Source organism: Lewinella sp. W8 (genome assembly GCF_004375085.3).
Classification (GTDB): domain Bacteria; phylum Bacteroidota; class Bacteroidia; order Chitinophagales; family Saprospiraceae; genus Neolewinella.
Genome location: NZ_SNAQ03000012.1, coordinates 1 through 15151, shown reverse-complemented (window position 1 = coordinate 15151; position 15151 = coordinate 1). Strand labels below are relative to the sequence as shown.

Below are 15151 nucleotides of genomic sequence, written 5' to 3'. Positions count from 1 at the left end.
TTGTGCCCCTTCCCCCCTGGCGGGAGCTTCTACCTTGACCAAGCTAATACTCGTAATTTTTGCCAAATCTCCGTAGTTTCCCAAAGGGGTGGTTACGGTGGCAAATTTCACCGTCGGGGTTTTACCCTGCCTGATTACGGCTGTTCCTTCGGGGAAATCGCCCTGATGACCACTCAACAAGACGAATGGTATAACTTTACTATCGGCGCCCAATACTCGTACAATTTCTCCTCCTTCCGAAACTTCAATGGTTATTGAGTCGGGGGGATCGGTCTTCCTTTGAACGACCCTCTGGGCAGGAACACCCTCCTGATGAGCCATCATAGCCCCCGGCTGCTGACCAAGACTTCCCGGGGTGAGTGACGCTTGTCGGCCTTTCTGATCCGCTTCTTTTTCGAGTGATGGGTCCGTATTTACGCCAATGCCATTCACACTGGCGTTAGGCCGCACCCTCCCCTGTTTTTGTTGTACTACGTGCCAGGCCTCGTGGGGAAGATGTCGCTCCTGCCCCCCTCCCAGGTGAATATCCGTTCCCTGGGCGTAGGCGTGGGCGTGCAGTTGAGCGGGTTTATCTGAGTTATAATGAACCCTTACGTCATCCATCGAATATCCCGATAGACCTTCAATTCCCGCCTTAAGGCTATCGGGCAATCCGGTGTGGTTCTCCTTGCGTTGAAGGGCCGGATTTTGCCTCCCGGCAAAATCATTCGCCATGGCTTTGAGCTGATTGGCTTCCTGACTTCGGGAGTAACCGTCCATCATTCCCCTCAGTTTCCGCTGAACGGCGGCTGCCGGTCGTTTATCCAGCAGTTGATTCGCCTTCCTCTGATCGGCCGAGGTGGCAGCATGGCCACCTGACGCGGAATGGCGCTTATCCGGTGAATCGTGATGGGAGTAGGTATGCATGAAAAATCAATTTCTGCCCGCAAAACGGGGAGACCGGAAGCATGGGTCACTTGGGACAAGATCAACAAAGCTCTACCAGCAAGCAAAACCAAGGGTTCTCAACCAAATATAGTCCTTATTTCAATGCGATGGGGTGACTAAAGCACTAACGGTCAAACTGGGAATAACCAGTATCCGTAGTGGCCAGACCTAATCTGCGGGATATTTTCAATTCGCCGAAAGCATCTTCTGCCATTTACTGCTATAACCGAAAATGAAATTTTTCAAAGCGTACATTAGATTCGGCCAATAGTATTGCAGTGAGACCAGACATTCGTTCTCATCAGTCGCAACGGCCACTTAATCACTACCCGTCCACCTAGATGAAACATTTCCTACTCTATTCTTCCCTTACTGTTTATTCCATCTTCCTCGGCAGTCAGATCACGGAGGGTGTCCTGCTGGTTACGTATTGGAAATCTTTATCAGCGAATGATTTCCATGCTTACTACCGACAATTTGGTCCCGGAATCGGTCAGTTCTATACGATACTGACCGTAATGGCGGTATTGATGCCGGTGGCCGTTTCCGTTTATGCCGCACGAAGATTTCCTACTGCGCTGAAGTATTCCCTATTGTCTTCCTTTTTTGCGCTACTCGTCATTGTTTCTTTTTATGTCTACTTCCGGGGAACCAATGAACTTTTTTATGCGGCCACGCTCACCGAAGTAGAATTGCGGGAAGAGTTGATCCGCTGGGGGAAATGGCATTGGGGAAGAGTTGCCTTCGAAATACTGTCGCTGCTGTTCCTGGTGCTTTCCCTGACAGCCCTCACGGGTGAAACAACGAAGGGTGTGCCCTTGACCCAGTAATCATTGCTTTCCCTTTTCGCAACGATAGAACCCGAAAACAAACAGGCAGCCCCGGTGGGGCTGCCTGCGGTAGCTCGTCCAGCAAAGTGGACGGCTTTGGATTCCTAGGAAGTGGTTTGTTCCTATAATTTTTTCAGGTCAATGACTTCGAAGTTTCTGGCGTCGAAGTAATCGTCCAGTCCGTAGTCCGTATTGATGATAATGCCGCCCAGCAGGGTCACCGTATCCACGTGGAATTCATCCTTACAGGTCTTGACGTATTCGTGGACCTTCTTATCGATGACCTCGAAGGTGGCCTCCGTGATCGCCTTTTGGGGGTTATCGCTCTTCAGAATTTCTTCCTTGTAGGGCAGTAGGCTCGTCTCTAACCGCATCTGCTGGTAGTCGTCTTCGTTCAGGACGGGGGTATAGCTAGAGTCATGGAAGCGACTGAGGGCCAGCATCAGGGCACCACAGGAGTTACCGGTTTCTTCCTGGCGCGGACGGTACATCTTACCCAGTTCGCCGTCCAGCGTGATGCCAATGTGGGGACCGTAAAAGATGAAGGCACTGCCGCCGTCCGGGATATGGTGAGCGAAGGCCGTCATCCCGGTCTGACCAGAAAAAGGGATTCCGCCCAGTCCGCCCATGATGAAGGGACCGAACAGGACGTTGAAGAAGGTAGTGGAGGGGACGTTGATGTCGTCCGAGCACACCGAAGTGGCCATAAGGACCTTCGAGATATCGATTTTATGTTCCAGTTGCATCTTCCCCAGGTAGTGGATGGAAGTATCCTTGGCGTCCATGGAATTGGGGAAGTGATGCTTGACGACTTCGTCGAATTTTCTTTGTAACATGTTGTCTTGACTGATTGAATAATAAAACTTACCGGGCCTTCCCCACTCCGCAGAGTAGTTCCGGCCGCCTTCGTAAAACGCATTGGACACCAGTTCCAATGCTACCTTCCCTTCAGGGCTAAAAGGGCCGCTTACGGTATAGTGCTAACGCCCGCCGCGGGCGGGCAGTACGTGAGCAAGGTACAAAACTTCGGGTGATCGTGAATGGGATAGAATTATTCTTGAATCCAGGGACTATGGACAATCAGGAGCATACTCTCCGTTCCTGGTTCGAAAGTAGCGGGTACCGTCCAAATACAGTTTTTCGTCCTTGTATTCCAGACCGTAGCTGGCTTCCTCCCCGTTGTGGTATTTGAGGACCAACATCAATTGGGTACCAGCAGCCATAATTTTCCAGGTTCCCTGTCCCGCTTGATTTCCGCTGCTGTATCCCGAAACGCCATCGCCGGTGATGGTCATATCGTCTCGCCCACTTTGTTTGAAATAGCCGGCACCACACAAATCAATGCGCTGTTCCCGGCTGTACCCACCGCTGATGCCGCCGTCGGTTGCATTGGGTGAATAGTAACTATCCATGTAGGTTAGCCGGACGTTACTCAACCACTCGGTCCATTCATCGATTTCCTTGCGTTTATCAATTTTCTTGAAGGTAAAGGACTGGTACAACTGGTCCGCCACCTCAATATTGGCCTGACTAAAGGCTTCCTGAGTGGAAGCGGAAATAATGGTCACGCCAATCCCTCCTTCCTGAGGATTAGCCATGCCGATGATGTATCCTTTGGCCGCCTGATGCTCCATGGTCCCGGTGAACATCCCTCCAACGGCGTGATCGCCGAGCATCTTTAACTCACCGCCAAGCTGCATGTTGGTTCCGTTCTGGTCGGCAATGCCCGCTCTGGCTTCCTGGATCAATTCCTCCCTGGACGAGCTATGGGTGGTCAGGATGACGAGTCCCGGGACGGTATTGGAACCCAGGATCACCATGTCTTCGCCTTCCTGACCGAACCATCCCGGTGGAATATCAAACGAAACGCCCAGGGTTTCGTAGTTGACGTGTCCCCTTAATTGCGCCAGAAGAGAGGTCGCGGTCAGGAGAAAGGCAATCGGCAGTAGAACGAGATGTTTCACGATGAATGGGTATTTACGGGTAAGGTCAGGGACGCCACGGAAAGCGTCTACTGTTTAATGCCAGCACACCACGTCCTCGTTACCTTGAGATACGAGATTTTGCGATGGGTATTCGGAGCAAAGGGAATCAGCGGACTGAGGCAGGGTCTCTCGTCTACGAACAATTCGTCCACGGAATACCACACAACCATTCGGATTCAATCCAACCGACGGTACCCCGGTAATCTACCTTTACCCACGCTCCGCAGAGATCCTTGATTCTGATGCCCCCGACTTCCTCCTTGATCAGGCCAACGACCTCGCGCCCCTCGGGCGCATCCCGGAGTTCTAAAGTCTGTCCCCCGTAATTTCTGGAGTCCACCGCGATGACCGAGCCGTGGATCCAACCGATCCCTCCGGGTATGTCCACGTCCTCCTCAATGCCACCGATGGGGTTCTTGACCTTATACCAACCATCCCGGACCTCCGTGATCTCCATCATGTACTCACCCCCCTCGTCTTCTCCTTTCAGGGTAAGAATCACCGCGCCGCCGGGATTTTTTCGGACGTTCGTTCCGGAAGTATCGGCATCCTTCACGTACACCAGTAGTTCACTATCCCCACAATTATTTTTTGGCGTGGATGCCTCCACCGATTGGTTGGGTGACGGTTCCTCGGCCACGGGTACCGCCTGGACTTCCTCCTGCGGAGGGGCAACCTCATCAGAAGAACTGTTTTCGGATTGATTAGCGCCGCAGGAAACCAACAGCGAAAAGATGATGAACGGGAAGAAAGCTGATTTCATGAATAGCAATTGGGTGCGAATTGATTAGCCCTGGCTTGGTCAAGGCCTTACCTAAAAGTAGGTGCTGTGGTTATCCTACACAAGCCCGCCCCTTACCCAGCCTTTGGTGCAGTTTCGTAAAACCCGATGTATTCCCCACCAAACCTTTGAAACCCCATTAATGATGGCGCACTAAAATCATCGTCCTTATGGCGGGCTTTCCCCTGCTGAACGGCGCGGAATTCCTTTCAGGACGCAGCACGATGATCCAAACGCGCGATCTGGATGGATTTGCGCCCTCATCAATTCAGCCGATTTCGAAAGTCCCAGCCTAAAGATTACCGCTAGCCGAAAACTATTGAATACATGAGCGATAAAAAGTTGAGAAGTTACGAATGGTTCGGAAAGAATGACAAGATGGGTTTCGTGCATCGCTCCTGGCTCCGCAATCAGGGATATCCCAACGACTACTTCAGTGGCCGGCCGGTAATTGGGATATGCAATACCTGGTCAGAACTAACTCCCTGCAACGGACATTTACGGGACTTCGCCGAAATCGTCAAACGGGGCGTGATCGAAGCGGGAGGTTTCCCGCTGGAGTTCCCCGTTACTTCCCTGGGGGAAACCATCATGAAGCCCACCACCATGCTCTTCCGCAACCTGGCGGCGATGGATACCGAAGAAAGTATCCGCGCCAATCCCCTGGACGGAATTGTCCTGCTGACCGGTTGCGATAAAACGACGCCCTCCACCCTCATGGGGGCCTGTAGCGTGGATTTACCGACCATCGTCGTGCCCGGTGGCCCGATGCTCAACGGCCGCTTCCGCGGAGAATGCCTTGGCTCCGGTTCTTTCAACTGGTTGCATAAGGAAATGCAAACCGTAGAGAATTACACGGAAGAGGACATCCGGGAAGTAGAGATCGGCGTCGCCCGTAGTGCCGGCCACTGCATGACCATGGGGACGGCCTCTACGATGGCCTGCATGGTCGAAGCCCTCGGCCTGACCCTTCCTGGAGCCGCCGCGATTCCGGCAGTGGACTCCCGGAAAAAGGTCATGGCCCAGCTATCCGGACGGCGAATCGTTGAGATGGTCCGGGAAGACCTGAAGCTCTCAAAAATCCTTACCCGCGAAGCTTTTGAAAATGCGATCAAAGTCAACGCCGCCATCGGAGGGTCAACAAATTTCGTGATTCACCTGACGGCCATCGCGCACCGCATCGGCCTCGATCTCAATCTCGAGGCCTTTGATACCCTGGGTAGCCAAATCCCCCTGTTGGTTAACCTGAAGCCTTCGGGTAAGTACCTGATGGAAGAATTTTACTACGCGGGAGGTCTACCGGTCGTCATCAAGGAACTTGCGCCCGTCCTCCACAACGACGCCCTCACGGTAAACGGCAGTTCCATCGGAGACAACAGCGGCAAGGCCCAGTGCTACAACGAGGAAGTAATTACCCCTTTCGCTACCCCACTGCAGGAGAAGGCCGGTATCGTCGTCCTGAAGGGAAATCTCTGCGAAAACGGCGCGATCATCAAACCCAGTGCGGCCACCCCGGCGCTTCTGCAGCACCGCGGCAAGGCAGTCGTCTTTGAAAGCATCGAAGACTATCACTCCCGCATTGACGCCCCGGAATTGGAGGTTGACGAAAATAGTGTCCTCGTCCTCAAGGGTGTCGGTCCCGTCGGATACCCCGGAATGCCCGAAGTAGGTAATGTGGATTTACCCGAAAAGCTATTGAGGAAGGGAATTCGCGATCTGGTCAGGATTTCCGACGGGCGCATGAGCGGCACGGCCGCCGGTACGGTGGTGCTGCACGTGTCCCCCGAGTCGGCGGTAGGCGGCACCCTCGCGATGGTCCAGAACGGAGATATCATCGAATTGGACGTACCCGCACGACGGTTGCACCTGGACATTTCCGAGGCAGAACTGACCCGCCGTAAAGCCGCCTGGACGCCGCCCGCTCCCCGGGCGACCCGGGGATACGTCAAAATGTACATCGACCACGTAGAGCAGGCCGACCGGGGTGCCGACCTCGATTTCCTCAAGGGAGGCTCCGGAGCGGAAGTTTCCCGCGACCTCCACTAATCATCGCCTCCAGCTATCTAAACCTCTCCCCTCGCCGAAATCAAGCATCATGACCGTCCTTCTCTTACTCCTGAGTGTTGTGGCCCTGGTGGTACTCATCACCCGGTTACAATTACACCCCTTTCTCTCCCTGCTGATCGTAAGCATCGTTTTTGGACTGGTGGCCGGTATGTCCGGAGAAGCGATCATTACGTCCATTCAGGACGGTTTTGGCGGGACGCTGGGCAAGATCGGTCTCATCATCATCCTCGGGGTCGTGATCGGTGCTTTCCTGGAGAATACCGGCGGCGCGATGGCCCTGGCCCAGCGTGTCCTGAAAATGGTCGGCGAGAAGAACGTTACTTCGGCTATGGGCATCGTGGGCTGGATTATTTCCATTCCGGTTTTCAGCGACAGCGGCTTCATCCTCCTGAGTTCCCTCAACCGCAACCTCACCAAAAAGGCCGGCTTGTCCCTGGCCGGAACGGCCATTGCCCTTTCCCTGGGCCTGACGGTAACCCATAACCTCATCCCACCGACGCCCGGGCCCATTGCCGCGGCGGGTACGCTGGGGGCCGACCTGGGACTGGTCATCCAGTTCGGTTTCATCGTCTCGGTGGCGGCGTTGATCGGCGGACTCCTCTTTGCCCGATACTACGCGGCAAGGACGTACATTGATCCCGCCGAAGGTTTCAAAAGCCAGGTCGAAGAAAGGGAGATTCCCTCCCTGAACCCACCCAGTGCCGCCAAAGCTTCCTTTCCCATTCTAATTCCCATCGTGTTGATCATCGCCCGTTCCGTGGTCAATATTCTCTACCGGGATCTCGAGCCCAACGGACTGGTCACCTTCATTAATTTCGTCGGCTCCCCCGTGATCGCGCTCCTGATCGGATTTTTCCTCTGCCTGCTGCTCCCCGAAAAACTGGAAAAGACGATGGTCTCCGCCAACGGCTGGATCGGCAAGGCGTTCAGGGATGCTGCGGGGATCATTCTCATCACCGGGGCTGGCGGCATCTTCGGAAAGATGCTCCAAAACTCTGGCCTGGCCGGCGAGTTGGGGACAACCCTGGCGACCTTCAACGTCGGCATCTTTTTACCCTTCGTGCTGGCCTCCGCCCTTAAATTAGCTCAGGGTTCTTCGACCGTTGCCCTCGTGACGACGGCCGGCATCCTGCTGCCGCTCATGCCTTCACTCGGGATGGTCACGGAAGTAGATAAGGCCCTGGTCGTTACGGCCATCGGTTGTGGCTCGATGGTCGCTTCACACGCCAACGACAGCTTCTTCTGGGTGGTCACTCAGATGTCGGGTATGGACGTAAAAACCGGTTATCGCCTCCAAACGCTGGGGTCGGCCCTGACGGGCGTCCTCGCCATGCTGGTTACCAGCCTATTGTTCGCGCTCTATCACTAACCCCCTAAACGCAGCCAATTACCGTGAATTTCCATTTATACCGCACCACCCAGGGCATTTTCGTGGAACACCAGCAGCGCATGTATGCTTGTGATACCAAGGACTGGAATGCCTTAATCAACGACGATGCGCTGCACGCCACCTTGCGAGAGATCGTTTCCACCAAAGCGGCTGAAAGTACCGACTCCGCAGCCTTCCAGCTCCTCAAACCCATTGGCGACCAGGAAGTCTGGGCCTGCGGGGTGACCTACCTCAAGAGTAAGGTCGGACGGCAGGAGGAATCCCAGTCCAGTGGCGGAGCCGATTTTTACGAACGCGTCTACGCCGCCGAGCGGCCCGAAGTATTCTTCAAAGCGCTCCCCCACCGGGTTTCCGGACCGGGAGAAACCGTGCGTATCCGCAAGGATTCCAGTTGGGACGTACCCGAGCCGGAATTGACGCTGGTCGTCACTTCCTCGGGTAAGATCGTAGGCTACACCGTCGGCAATGACATGAGTTCGCGGAGCATCGAGGGCGAGAACCCGCTGTACCTTCCCCAGGCGAAAACCTACGACAAGTGCGCGGCCATCGGCCCAGGCGTCCTCGTCACCGAGTCGCCGCTCCCCCCCGAGTCCAAAATCAGCCTGAAGATCGACCGGGCCGGCGAACCGGTGTTTGCGGACAATATTGAGTTACGAAAGATGAAAAGATCACTATCGGAACTGGTCAGCTTTGTGTACCGGGAATGCAGCTTTCCGGACGGATGTTACATCATGACCGGAACCGGAATCGTGCCTGGCTCAGACTTCACCCTGCGAACCGGAGACCGGATCGAAATCAGCATCGACGGCATCGGAACCCTGGTCAATACCGTTGAATAACCGCAATATCTGATACCCCTTTAAGAAACATTTCTCCCACCCAGAAAACACATTGTATGCAAATTGACGCCATCGCCCAACGGGCCCATACCGCCTGGAAGAATTATCGCCATTCCGATTTAAAGCTTCGTCGCAAGTTTTTGGAAGCCATCGCCACGGAGATTGAAAACCTGAGCGACCAACTGATCGAAACTGCGGTCCGGGAAGCCCATTTACCGGAGGGGCGTTTTCGGGGAGAACGGGGAAGAACCTGCGGACAACTACGCGCCTTTGGCCAACACGTAACCGACGGGCGATGGCTCAACGCATCCATTGATCGGGCGCAGCCGGACCGCCAGCCGTTCCCGAAGGCTGATATCCGGAAAATGAACCACGCGCTCGGTCCCGTCCTGGTATTTGGGGCCAGTAATTTCCCCCTCGCCTTTTCCACGGCGGGTGGGGATACGGCCTCCGCACTGGCGGCGGGTTGCCCCGTCATTTACAAGATGCACCCCGCCCACCCCGAGACCTCCAGGCTGGTCGCCGGAGCCATCGAACGAGCGATGCATGACTGCGGCCTGGATCCGGGGGTATTTCAGCACGTCGAAATTGACGATTTCGCTTTGGTGAAGGCCCTCGTCCAAAATCCACTCATAAAGGGCGTCGGCTTTACGGGTTCCGTGGCCGGCGGCAACGCCCTGCGGAAGTACGCCGAGGAACGGCCGGACCCCATTCCCGTCTTCACCGAAATGGGGAGCGTTAATCCCGTCTGCCTCCTCCACGAAACACCCGGGGAGGCCGTGACCGCCAAAGCGAAAATGCTGGCGGCCTCCGTTATGTTGGGCGTCGGTCAATTTTGCACCAACCCCGGACTCATCCTGGGAATCCGGGGCGCGGCCCTCGATAGTTTTTGCGAAACCCTGAGCGCAGAAATCAAGGCTTCCGCCGCCAACACCATGCTCCACCCGGGGATCGGTGGTAACTACGTAGACAAGCTCCGTCACGCACTGGCTCAGAAGGGCGTACGTCTCCTGGCGTCGGTTGCCGAAGCACCCGCGGCCGGAGCACCGGCCGTGGCCTACGTTTCCAGCGCCGTGTTCCGGGATAATCCGGACCTCCACGAAGAAGTTTTCGGTCCTTTTTCCCTGGTCGTTGAATGTACCGACAAAGCCGACTTGCTGGCTACCTGTGAAAAACTTTCTGGCCAGCTAACGGCTTCGGTACTGTGCGACCCCAACGCATTGGCGGGGCACCGCGACGTACTCGATCTATTATCCGCCAAATCCGGCCGGGTGATCATCAACATGGCCCCGACCGGAGTGGAGGTTTGTCACTCCATGGTCCACGGAGGCCCCTACCCCGCCACGAGCGATCCCCGTTTCACTTCGGTGGGTCAGGACGCCATCCTCCGCTGGTTACGCCCCATATGTTACCAGGGCTTTCCGGAAACCGAACTCCCCCCCGCCCTGCGGGACGCTAATCCGCTCGGAATTCCCCGCCTGATTGATGGTGAATTGATTTTGGCGGAGTAAGTTTTTTTGGGCGCAAGCGTGAAGAGCAGTGGGGCTCAGGCAAAGCCAGGGCAATGTCTATGAGAACTTAAGCTTAAATTTTAGCGGTCTTTTCAAGGAAGGCTCTGGACGAATGCATAGTCACATTCAGCTTAATCAACCCCTAAATAATCCAACAGGTCATCCAAGTTCATTTCTCTCCAGTGGAAAAGCTCGTGGACTTTTGCCGGATAGATATCATTCGATGGTAATACCTGAGTTGGGACGTATCTCAGTATTTCACTCCTGTGCTTTTGCATACTTTCCGGGAGTTGGCTGAGGATATGCTTGCTAACAATCTCTTTGCCCTGCGTAGACACCTCTAACCTTTGGGCCTTGAAGAAAAAAGCACCATCAACTTCCTTGATGAGGGGCGACGCGACACCCTTCATGGACGATATTTTCGGCTTGGTTTCACCTTTGGTGAGGTCTTCAGCAGTAACGCCCGACTGATGATCACCTTCAAAAAACACTTCGAGGGTAGCATCATCGTCCTCCGCCGTTAGGAGCGTGAAGGCTTCGGCCTTCATCACTGAGGTAACTACGTAAATTTCCTTAAAATTAAATTTTTCGCTGGCCAGCTGCTGTAACAACTTGAACTTAAACTCATAAAAGTTTTCGATACTCCTAACGCTTAAATTTGAAGCGTCAAAAAAGTAATCGCCCGCATCATTGAATTCTAAATTCAAGTAAGAGGCACTGTTTGAACTGGAAACCTTTTCCGGATCACGCTCCCGCCGAAATGATTGACTAACGCCGGATTGCATTGGGTAGGCATCCAGATAAGGATGCCTACCTTCGGTTATGGATATATCCTCATTGACTCCGAAAAATTCATCCATAATATTCCCCAATTTCACCACCCTGCCCTTCACGATCAATATCAATTCTCCAAGATTGATGCTTGAGGAAAGGGGCCAGCACGGTATATAGCCACCGGAGTGTCGATAAAAGTCGACGTAAAACTTCCTTTGGGAATGTAGCATGATGTTTTTGCCAGGTAAGGTAGGGAAATCTCGGTGGCCGGAGACAGCTTTTGGAGTAAGCCATCAATACTTGTAGGGGATAAATACCGGTTTACCTTTGCTCTTCGCTGCCTAAATGGCAATCAAATACTACGGTGGATGATGGGATAAATCTGCCGCTACTCAGCCCCTGAAGACTCCGCCTCAATTGCGACAAGACCGTTGTAACAGAGACTATCATAAAGAATTCCGGAAAGGATGATTTGCCAGGTGATTCCTCGTAAAAAGGAACATTCATTAAAGATCACCCCAATGTTCCTTTACAAAGTCCTGAACCTCTCCCGGTAAACTGGCAAACGTAAATTTACTTTCTTTACTATTCCTACCTCTTTCCTGAGAAGTACATTGCTTGGGCAGAATATCCGTACCCGTTCCCTCAAAAAAGTAATGCTTCTTGGGGTTGCCTTCTTCCGTAACGTGGTGGGTTTCCGTAGTGAAATTCAAATGGTACGTTATTCCATCGTAATCCCATCTAGTCATTCTCGTAGACTTATTTATTGAGGCCAAGGCGTCCTGGACTCTTTCTGCTTTTGCTCGGTCCTTATCTTGATCAGAAAAGTAGATACCCAATTGTTCTTTCTCCTCAGCATCCAAATAATCTTTATTTTCTTCCAGGATTTCTTCAAGAGTCTTTCCCTGGTATAACTTTTCGTTATAATAATCTGCCAACTCTTCTTCTGATAATCTAAGCTGAAGTACGGATTGATTGTCGGGCATCGTCTGATGTTGAGCAGCCTGGTTTACTTGTGGAAGATTATTCGCCATTGCCCCTAGCTTTGCCTGCGTAATCGCTTCAGGTCGATTGTCCATCAATTGGAAGGTAGATTCACCAACGGTCTTCTTCTGAACAACGGCATGAGCTACCGATTGAGCCCTGGTTTCCCCATATGTATGTGCACGCTCTTTCATAATTTTTTCTTTCCGGACAATACCCCTGTCCAAGTGCTTTGGGCCTTTGATCGCAAATGAATACTTATCAGGCCACTTCAATTGGGTCTATTAGCCCTATCCGTTATTGTGATGCGCTAAATTTTTAAAAGTTTGAAAGACCTTCCCCCACTTGTAGAAAATATGGTCACAAAATACAATCCTGGCTCACCTTCTAATTCTAAATTAGAATCATTGATTCTGTGTCCAGCACTGGAAGATACTTCTCGTACTACCTTTCCGGTGACATCGGTAATTACTACCCTTGAAACACGCTCTTTGTTATCTGCATCAATTTTAAAGTGTCCTGTGGTAGGATTTGGATAGACAGTATAATTATGATCATCAAATTCACTGGTTCCCAAAACTTCACTAATTTCATATACCTCAACAAAACCTACATTAGTTCGACGACTTCTACCGAATACGACTTTTGAACCATCAGGCGTAATGTCTACATTACCCAATATGCTCTCATCATAATTGTCATAATCAAAATAATGAGCTAATTCCCACGCATTATTTCTTTGTTGGTAGATTCGAGTTCCGGCACCTTCCTCTCCACCACCTTCCATCCCGGTGCCCACAATAAAGGTGGTGCCATCGGCAGACATTCTTAATGCGTTGTTGCGCTCTCTTAATGGGGTTACGTTGAGGTCTGATATTTCCTTCACCCAGTCTCCTCCAATCAGGTCATACGTTTCAAAGGTAACGCCACTTGCTGCATTCTGATCATCTCCGTATGAAAGTACGATCCTTGTGCCATCAGCGGACAAGTCAAATCCATCAGAAACTATGATACTTGCAGAAAATGTCCTCGTGAACTGTAAACTCCAATCCGTTCCATTGAAAGTATAAATTCTGATACCATTAGCTCCACGATTTTCGCGAAATAACACGGCTACCGTTTGGGCGTTGTCTGAAATGGCCAACTCGTTTTGAACGGGGACCTCCAAGGGATTGCCAACCGCAATCCAGTTGGTGCCATTCCACTGGAACTGGGATACTGATTCTGAACCACTTCCCGTTGCACCAACCACTAAGGTATTTTCGTCTTGTGTGAATCTAAACGTTTTACAATCCGCATCGGGCTGGCCTGGAAACTCCAAATCCTCACCCATTTGTTCCCAATCCCCAATAGCTTCATTCCATTCATATACCTGAGGCTGGGCATTATTGTTTCCCAGGGCGATTCTATTGCCACTAGCACTCATGTCCAATCCTTGTCCAAACAAACCTACAACCGTTGGAACTCCTTCCAGCGTAGAGCCAAGGGGCACCCATCTATCCCCCTCCAACTGATACGCATCTGCTCTCCCCGCAAGATCTACGCCATTGGTGTTGAACCTGGGCGCACTGGTCAATATCCTATTACCCGCATCATTGATTGCAACGCTCGCACCAAAAGTATCATCGGCGGCAAATTCGGTAAGGGTTTGTCCAATTTGGGTTTGTGAATAAACTGGACAAAGGTTTATGAACAATAAAAATGGAATAATATTGAGCTTTTTCATACAATTTTGGGCTTTAATGAGTTTTTGGTAGGCCGATTTACGTCGGCCCGTAAGACACCTCAGTTCAGTGTTTATCACACAGATTTTTCCGGCTTCTGCGAAGACACCCGGACTTGATTATCCGGAGCAATCATCTGCTCCAGCGGCGTGGCGAACAAGCCAGATTATTTGATCACATCATGACTTTTCCTGATTGGCATAGTGCTATTAGGGCAAATCCTAGTTCAAGATACGACTTTTCACGCATTCTTAGAGACCGTTGAAAAAATTATGTCACGAGGTAAACCCATACCTTTCGTAAACCCACCGAGTCATGAAGGACAATGACCTCTCCCCTAAAAAGCGCACCCACTCAAAACTAGAAAGTTTCAGCCGATCTCTTAACTTTAAACAACAAGGAATCGGTTATGAAAAAATCAAAATTTACCGAGGCTCAGATTGCGTTTGCTTTGCGTCAAGCAGAGCAAGGAACTCGTGTTGCTGAGATTTGCCGCAAGATGGGAGTGAGTCAGGCAACCTTCTACAACTGGAAGAAAAAGTTTGCTGGCATGGGCGTGCCTGAACTTCGTCGTCTACGGCAACTGGAGGAGGAGAATAAGCAACTCAAGCAATTAGTAGCCGATCTAAGTTTAGACAAACAAATGCTGCAGGATGTGATTAAAAAAAAGCTTTGAGTACCAAGCATAAACGGGAGTTAGTCCACTTTCTCTTGGATGAATACCATACTTCTATTCGGCGAGCTTGCAAGGTCTTGCCACTTCGGAGGCAAACGATGTATTACCAGCCGAAAGGAAGAGATGATGCAGCTTTACGGCAACGGATAAAAGAGCTTGCGGCTACTCGTGTCAGATATGGTATTTGGCGGATAATTATCCTGCTTAAACGAGAAGGTTGGAAAGACAATCACAAACGTATCTACCGCATTTACTGCGAAGAAGGTCTCAATTTACGGAGCAAACGGCCACGTCGCCGCAAATCTGCTGCTCACCGCCAAATTCCTACCCCAGCATCAAGTATTGATGAATGCTGGAGTATGGATTTTGTCGCAGATCAGCTCTTCAATGGCCAGAAATTCAGAGCCTTAACTGTAGTGGATAATTATAGTCGTCAGTGCCCCGTAATCTATGTGGCTCCTTCAATTAGGGGTAATGATGTCGTAGCTGTTCTGGATAGTCTAGAGCGCCGTCCAAAACGAATTAAAGTGGACAATGTGTAGCCTTCCCCAAAAACTGGACAGCTCGTTTTTTGAAAATCTTTAAATTCGAGTTGTTATGAAAAAGAAACGATTTAGCGAGACGCAGATCATTACTGCGCTCAAACGCAACGAGCAGGGTGTC

Annotated in this window: 11 protein-coding genes and 2 pseudogenes; 6 read left to right on the top strand and 7 right to left on the bottom strand. The window is 51.8% G+C overall.

The window, feature by feature from the left end; genetic code table 11:
* Positions 1–360: 360 nt before the first annotated feature.
* Positions 361–681 (bottom strand): annotated as a pseudogene (locus E1J53_RS24695) (DUF4157 domain-containing protein); the annotation flags it as partial.
* A 587-nt stretch (positions 682–1268) separates the two neighbouring features.
* On the opposite strand from E1J53_RS24695, the gene E1J53_RS14050 reads away from it, so the two are divergent.
* Entirely contained in the window at positions 1269–1757 is a 489-nt protein-coding gene (locus E1J53_RS14050; RefSeq protein ID WP_134272060.1) for a DUF1772 domain-containing protein, read from the top strand.
* Positions 1758–1879: 122 nt separating this feature from the next.
* Here the strand turns inward: E1J53_RS14050 and E1J53_RS14045 are convergent, their stop codons facing one another.
* The 3 genes from E1J53_RS14045 to E1J53_RS14035 form a co-directional block, all read right to left on the bottom strand.
* Complete coding sequence (locus tag E1J53_RS14045) at positions 1880–2593, bottom strand: hypothetical protein (RefSeq protein ID WP_134272059.1); 714 nt, start codon at positions 2591–2593, stop codon at positions 1880–1882.
* A gap of 234 nt (positions 2594–2827) precedes the next feature.
* Positions 2828–3721: a hypothetical protein gene (locus tag E1J53_RS14040; RefSeq protein WP_134272058.1), complete on the bottom strand. Its 894-nt coding sequence runs from the start codon at positions 3719–3721 to the stop codon at positions 2828–2830.
* 154 nt (positions 3722–3875) lie between these two features.
* Complete coding sequence (locus tag E1J53_RS14035) at positions 3876–4505, bottom strand: SH3 domain-containing protein (RefSeq protein WP_134272057.1); 630 nt, start codon at positions 4503–4505, stop codon at positions 3876–3878.
* A 345-nt stretch (positions 4506–4850) separates the two neighbouring features.
* Between E1J53_RS14035 and E1J53_RS14030 the strand changes: the two genes are divergently transcribed.
* From E1J53_RS14030 to E1J53_RS14015, 4 genes are all read left to right on the top strand, one after another.
* The gene (locus tag E1J53_RS14030) at positions 4851–6569 is read left to right on the top strand and encodes an IlvD/Edd family dehydratase (protein ID WP_134272056.1); all 1719 of its coding nucleotides are present in this window, start codon (positions 4851–4853) and stop codon (positions 6567–6569) included.
* 49 nt (positions 6570–6618) lie between these two features.
* Positions 6619–7959: a GntP family permease gene (locus E1J53_RS14025; protein WP_134272055.1), complete on the top strand. Its 1341-nt coding sequence runs from the start codon at positions 6619–6621 to the stop codon at positions 7957–7959.
* An 80-nt stretch (positions 7960–8039) separates the two neighbouring features.
* Positions 8040–8819 carry a fumarylacetoacetate hydrolase family protein gene (locus E1J53_RS14020; RefSeq protein WP_134272253.1) on the top strand — a complete coding sequence of 260 codons (780 nt, stop codon included), beginning with the start codon at positions 8040–8042 and terminating at the stop codon, positions 8817–8819.
* The gene (locus E1J53_RS14015; RefSeq protein ID WP_368671757.1) at positions 8816–10330 is read left to right on the top strand and encodes an aldehyde dehydrogenase (NADP(+)); all 1515 of its coding nucleotides are present in this window, start codon (positions 8816–8818) and stop codon (positions 10328–10330) included. The genes E1J53_RS14020 and E1J53_RS14015 overlap by 4 nt, the downstream gene beginning before the upstream one ends.
* A 131-nt stretch (positions 10331–10461) precedes the next feature.
* Here E1J53_RS14015 and E1J53_RS14010 read toward each other — a convergent pair whose 3' ends face one another.
* The 3 genes from E1J53_RS14010 to E1J53_RS14000 form a co-directional block, all read right to left on the bottom strand.
* On the bottom strand, positions 10462–11190 hold the full coding sequence (locus E1J53_RS14010; RefSeq protein WP_134272053.1) for a hypothetical protein: 729 nt from the start codon (positions 11188–11190) through the stop codon (positions 10462–10464).
* Between the two features lie 420 nt (positions 11191–11610).
* Complete coding sequence (locus tag E1J53_RS14005) at positions 11611–12282, bottom strand: hypothetical protein (RefSeq protein ID WP_134272052.1); 672 nt, start codon at positions 12280–12282, stop codon at positions 11611–11613.
* 116 nt (positions 12283–12398) lie between these two features.
* A complete protein-coding gene (locus tag E1J53_RS14000) occupies positions 12399–13814 on the bottom strand; it encodes a T9SS type A sorting domain-containing protein (RefSeq protein ID WP_134272051.1) in 1416 nt (471 codons plus the stop codon).
* A 407-nt stretch (positions 13815–14221) separates the two neighbouring features.
* Between E1J53_RS14000 and E1J53_RS24295 the strand changes: the two are divergent.
* Positions 14222–15024 (top strand): annotated as a pseudogene (locus E1J53_RS24295) (IS3 family transposase); the annotation flags it as partial.
* Between the last annotated feature and the right edge of the window lie 127 nt (positions 15025–15151).

Coding starts and splice junctions, on each gene's coding strand:
- E1J53_RS14050 (WP_134272060.1), top strand. CDS start 1,269: ATGAAACATTTCCTACTCTATTCTTCCCTTACTGTTTATTCCATCTTC.
- E1J53_RS14045 (WP_134272059.1), bottom strand. CDS start 2,593: ATGTTACAAAGAAAATTCGACGAAGTCGTCAAGCATCACTTCCCCAAT.
- E1J53_RS14035 (WP_134272057.1), bottom strand. CDS start 4,505: ATGAAATCAGCTTTCTTCCCGTTCATCATCTTTTCGCTGTTGGTTTCC.
- E1J53_RS14030 (WP_134272056.1), top strand. CDS start 4,851: ATGAGCGATAAAAAGTTGAGAAGTTACGAATGGTTCGGAAAGAATGAC.
- E1J53_RS14025 (WP_134272055.1), top strand. CDS start 6,619: ATGACCGTCCTTCTCTTACTCCTGAGTGTTGTGGCCCTGGTGGTACTC.
- E1J53_RS14020 (WP_134272253.1), top strand. CDS start 8,040: ATGTATGCTTGTGATACCAAGGACTGGAATGCCTTAATCAACGACGAT.
- E1J53_RS14010 (WP_134272053.1), bottom strand. CDS start 11,190: ATGGATGAATTTTTCGGAGTCAATGAGGATATATCCATAACCGAAGGT.
- E1J53_RS14005 (WP_134272052.1), bottom strand. CDS start 12,282: ATGAAAGAGCGTGCACATACATATGGGGAAACCAGGGCTCAATCGGTA.
- E1J53_RS14000 (WP_134272051.1), bottom strand. CDS start 13,814: ATGAAAAAGCTCAATATTATTCCATTTTTATTGTTCATAAACCTTTGT.